Source organism: Deltaproteobacteria bacterium, assembly GCA_019308925.1.
Classification (GTDB): Bacteria; Desulfobacterota; B13-G15; order B13-G15; family RBG-16-54-18; genus JAFDHG01.
The window spans coordinates 1-3,204 of the sequence record JAFDHG010000108.1 but is presented as its reverse complement, the minus strand read 5'-3'; the positions used below and the strand labels follow the sequence as shown (position 1 = coordinate 3,204).

Annotated in this window: 3 protein-coding genes; all 3 read left to right on the top strand. The window is 48.0% G+C overall.

Features of this window, described 5'->3' with window-relative positions:
* Positions 1-73 precede the first annotated feature (73 nt).
* On the top strand, positions 74-1,294 hold the full coding sequence (locus JRI46_12360) for a transglutaminase family protein (GenBank protein ID MBW2040357.1): 1,221 nt from the start codon (positions 74-76) through the stop codon (positions 1,292-1,294).
* Between the two features lie 568 nt (positions 1,295-1,862).
* Complete coding sequence (locus JRI46_12355; protein ID MBW2040356.1) at positions 1,863-2,450, top strand: nucleotidyltransferase domain-containing protein; 588 nt, start codon at positions 1,863-1,865, stop codon at positions 2,448-2,450.
* The gene (locus tag JRI46_12350; protein ID MBW2040355.1) at positions 2,425-2,862 is read left to right on the top strand and encodes a hypothetical protein; all 438 of its coding nucleotides are present in this window, start codon (positions 2,425-2,427) and stop codon (positions 2,860-2,862) included. The genes JRI46_12355 and JRI46_12350 overlap by 26 nt, the downstream gene beginning before the upstream one ends.
* Positions 2,863-3,204 lie beyond the last annotated feature (342 nt).

Below are 3,204 nucleotides of genomic sequence, written 5' to 3'. Positions count from 1 at the left end.
CTATGAGGCAGACAAGAAGGTCTATCTCTGGGTGTTCAGAGACATCCCCCAGATCCTGGCTGAGGGGTGACGGATGCCTCCTGAAGGCGAGTTCGCCTTCAACATCCTCACAACGACCAACAGTAACTGGGATATATTTTTCTCCTGGTGGCGTGGCCTGATCAAGGGCAAGACAGAGCCTGATGAGGCGATAATGAGGAAGGTCGATGAGTTCATAAAAGGACTCAACAGCCGACGTGCAAAGATAGAGGTCCTCTTCGATTTTGTGAAGCGGGAGATACGCTATGTCTCCATAAGCTTGGGAAAGTCAGGTTATGAACCAACCCCTGCCAAGGAGGTATTCGAAAACAAGTACGGAGACTGCAAGGATAAAAGCACCCTGCTCATCAGCATGTTGAGTGCCGCAGGGATTCCGGCCCATTACGTGCTGATCCCCACCCATTACAGCGGGAAATTGATCAAGGATATCCCTTTTCCTTTTCAATTTGACCACTGCATTGTCGCTGCTGAGGGAAAGGACGGCTACCTCTTTCTTGATCCCACGGTCGAAGAGTGTCGCTTCGGCTATCTGCCGGCATGTGATCAGAATCGGGACGTTTTGATCTTCAAGGACCATGAAGTCCTATTTGCCAGGACACCCGTCGAGGAACCTCAGGCCAGCGGAAAGTTTTCCAGGCAGGCCATAAGGATAGAGCGGGATGGATCCATAGAGGTCTCTGCAACAGACACCTATGCTGGTGATTTTGAGTCTTTTCGACGTTGGTTTTATATTAACAATAGCCCGACCGAGATACGAGAGATGTTTGAAAATAGGGTAGATTGGATCTCCGCAGGGGCCAAGCTGATTGAGTACAGCCACTCTGATCCTCTGAACTTCAAAGAGCAATTTTATGAAAGACTCAAGTACTACGCCCCTGATCACTGTCAGAGGGCTCAGGACATCTTGACGTTTCGGATACCGGGTATATGGAGCATTTGTCCGGAGAGCGGCAAGAAGGAGCGCAGATACCCCTTGGATATTTGGCGCAGGGACTATCGGAATCATAAGGTAGAAATCACCGTGCCTGAGGGTTATAAGGTCTATCACCTTCCAAAACCAATAGATTTACAGTGTCCCTATTTTGAATTTCGTTCGAGTTACAGCAAAGAAGACGGGAAGGTATTTTATAAGCAAGAGTTTATACAAAAGGCCACACGGATTTCACCGGAGGAATACCCCAGTTATCGTAAATTCTGCAAGGAGATGGAGAAAACAAGCGAAAAACAGACTATTTTCTTTATTAAAAAGAGATGAACTATCCTGTTCTCCGAACTAAGGACGAAAAAGACTAATCTGAAACGAAATTTACTTTTTCCCAATAGTTTGCTATTCTGAACGAAAGTTATGGTGTTGGGGTGGACAGCAGAACTATGAGCAATGAGCTAAGAACTATGAGCTATGATGTGGTAGGAGAGGGAAGGCATAAGATTGAGGGGCAAGTAGCCTCTTTTTTGTTTGGAGATGTGATGGGAACGGGAGTTAAGAAAGAATGAGATGAAGCTGTAGGGGATATCAACTATTTTCATAGGCGGGGAGGAGTAAGATTTTGAGGGTTCGAAAAAATTGTCAAGAACAAAGGTTTGACCCCCAGGGCCCCCACACAGGGGGTATGGGCATGAAAAAAGAAGGTTGTGGGGGAAAAGAAAGGTAAACAATGCAAGGGGCCCACAAGGCCCTTTTTTGATAGGAGGAATTAAAGCGGGAGCTGGACGCTTTTATATTATGACCGGAAAGGTACTGTAAGATGACGTACCATGATCCATAAGGTGGTAGAAAAAAATGAGTGGACAAACCACGCGATTGCGTGGTATAAACACGCACTATGAATCGCTTGGCTGAACTGCTTTCATCGCGAGCGCGTGCGGAGATATTCCGGCTCCTTTTTAGTGGAACCGGCGAGGAACTGCATGTTCGGGCGATCGGGCGCCGTTCCGGCCTGAACGACAGCACCATCCGGCAGGAACTGCGTAAACTGGTCGGTCTGGATCTCGTCCGCAGCCGCAGGGACAGCAATCGTGTGTACTATCGGGCACAAACCGAAAACCCTCTGTATCCTGAGATTCGTAACCTGGTGCTCAAGACATCAGGCCTAGCTGATGTGCTGAAGTCCGCGTTGAGGGACAAGAGGATTCGCGCGGCCTTTGTGTTCGGGTCTATTGCCCGCGGAGAGGAAAAGGCCGGCAGCGATGTGGATGTGTTGGTTATCGGCGAGCTCGGATTGCGAGACCTCTCTGGATTGTTGTCCGGTATCGAAGAAAAGATAGGGCGCGAGGTTAATCCCCACGTGTTGCAGGAAGATGAGTTTCGAAAGCGTGCTGGGGAAAAGGAGCATTTTGTCACGAGCGTTATGGCATCGCCCAAAATTTTTATCATAGGATCTCAGGATGAGCTTGAAGCAATGGGCGGATAACGGCTGGCTGAATCCCCATCGAACAAGCCGCGAAGAAATCAGTAATCTTTTAAATATTGTGGAGCGCGACCTCACTGATGCCCAAGGGGATATCTCCCCAGACTGGCGTTTCGGTATTGCATACAACGCCGCATTGAAACTCTGCAGGATCCTCCTTGCCGCCGAAGGATACCGGCCATCCCATACATTGCAGCACTACCGGACACTGGCGGCCCTCCCGGAGATCTTGGGCAATGCCAGAAAGGCAGATGCGGAATATCTTGATGATTGCCGCAAGAAGCGTAACATCGTGGAATACGATTATGTAGGCGGGGCTTCAGAATCCGATGCTGATGAGTTGATTGTATTCGTCAAAGCATTTAAAGATGATGTTATCACCTGGTTACAGAAGCACCATCCTGAATTGATTTAAAGGCTTGAGAAAAAACCTATGCGTTCCGGGGAGCTTACGACGTACGCTTTCCGAAAGTGCTTGTGAACAAAGTCTAGAACAGGATTTACTTTTGCCCCATTTTTTGATATAAAAGGACAACCTCTCCCACAATTGTGGGAGAGGGGGGGGAAGGGTAGGAGAGGAAGGGAATGTAGATTTGTAGTTATGGCGAAACGCCTCTAAAGGAGGGGGATGAGGCATGAAAAAAAGGATGGTGGAGGAGTTGGAAGGTAAACAATACAAGGGCCTCAGTTCCTTTTTGTTTAGTTTCTTTATTTTTTGCAATGAGGTGTATATTGTAACGAAAAGATGAGGAGATTG

Bases quoted from the DNA above. Each gene is read 5' to 3' on its own strand.
- JRI46_12360 (MBW2040357.1), top strand. From the start codon at position 74: ATGCCTCCTGAAGGCGAGTTCGCCTTCAACATCCTCACAACGACCAAC.
- JRI46_12355 (MBW2040356.1), top strand. From the start codon at position 1,863: ATGAATCGCTTGGCTGAACTGCTTTCATCGCGAGCGCGTGCGGAGATA.
- JRI46_12350 (MBW2040355.1), top strand. From the start codon at position 2,425: ATGAGCTTGAAGCAATGGGCGGATAACGGCTGGCTGAATCCCCATCGA.